This window comes from Mesorhizobium sp. f-mel (assembly GCF_053850215.1).
On record NZ_JBSPTO010000098.1, the window covers coordinates 1 to 278 of the forward strand.

A 278-nucleotide genomic window follows, 5' to 3' on the forward strand; every position below is an offset into this window, starting at 1 on the left:
GAGGCAGTTGAGCGAAGGAGCGACTGCCATTTCCTGCCTTGAGAGCTACTTTGGCGCGGTGCCTGATCCACGCGCGCCCAACGCCACGCACCGGCTTGGTGACCTGATCGTGATGATGATCGCGGCAAGCCTGTGCGGCGCCAGCAATGCGACGGAGTTCGCCCTGTTCGCGCAAGAGCGCAAGCAGGCGCTGTCGCGGTTGATCGACTATGACGCAGCCCCCAGCCACGATACGGTCTCGCGGCTGCTGCGCCTGCTCGACCCGGAGGCCTTCGGTC

At 65.5% G+C, this 278-nt stretch carries 1 protein-coding gene; it reads left to right on the forward strand.

The features are described 5' to 3' along the window. Positions 1 to 58: 58 nt before the first annotated feature. Positions 59 to 278: transposase family protein (locus tag ACWUKX_RS31065; RefSeq protein WP_456010471.1), on the forward strand; the 220-nt coding region annotated here is incomplete at its 3' end.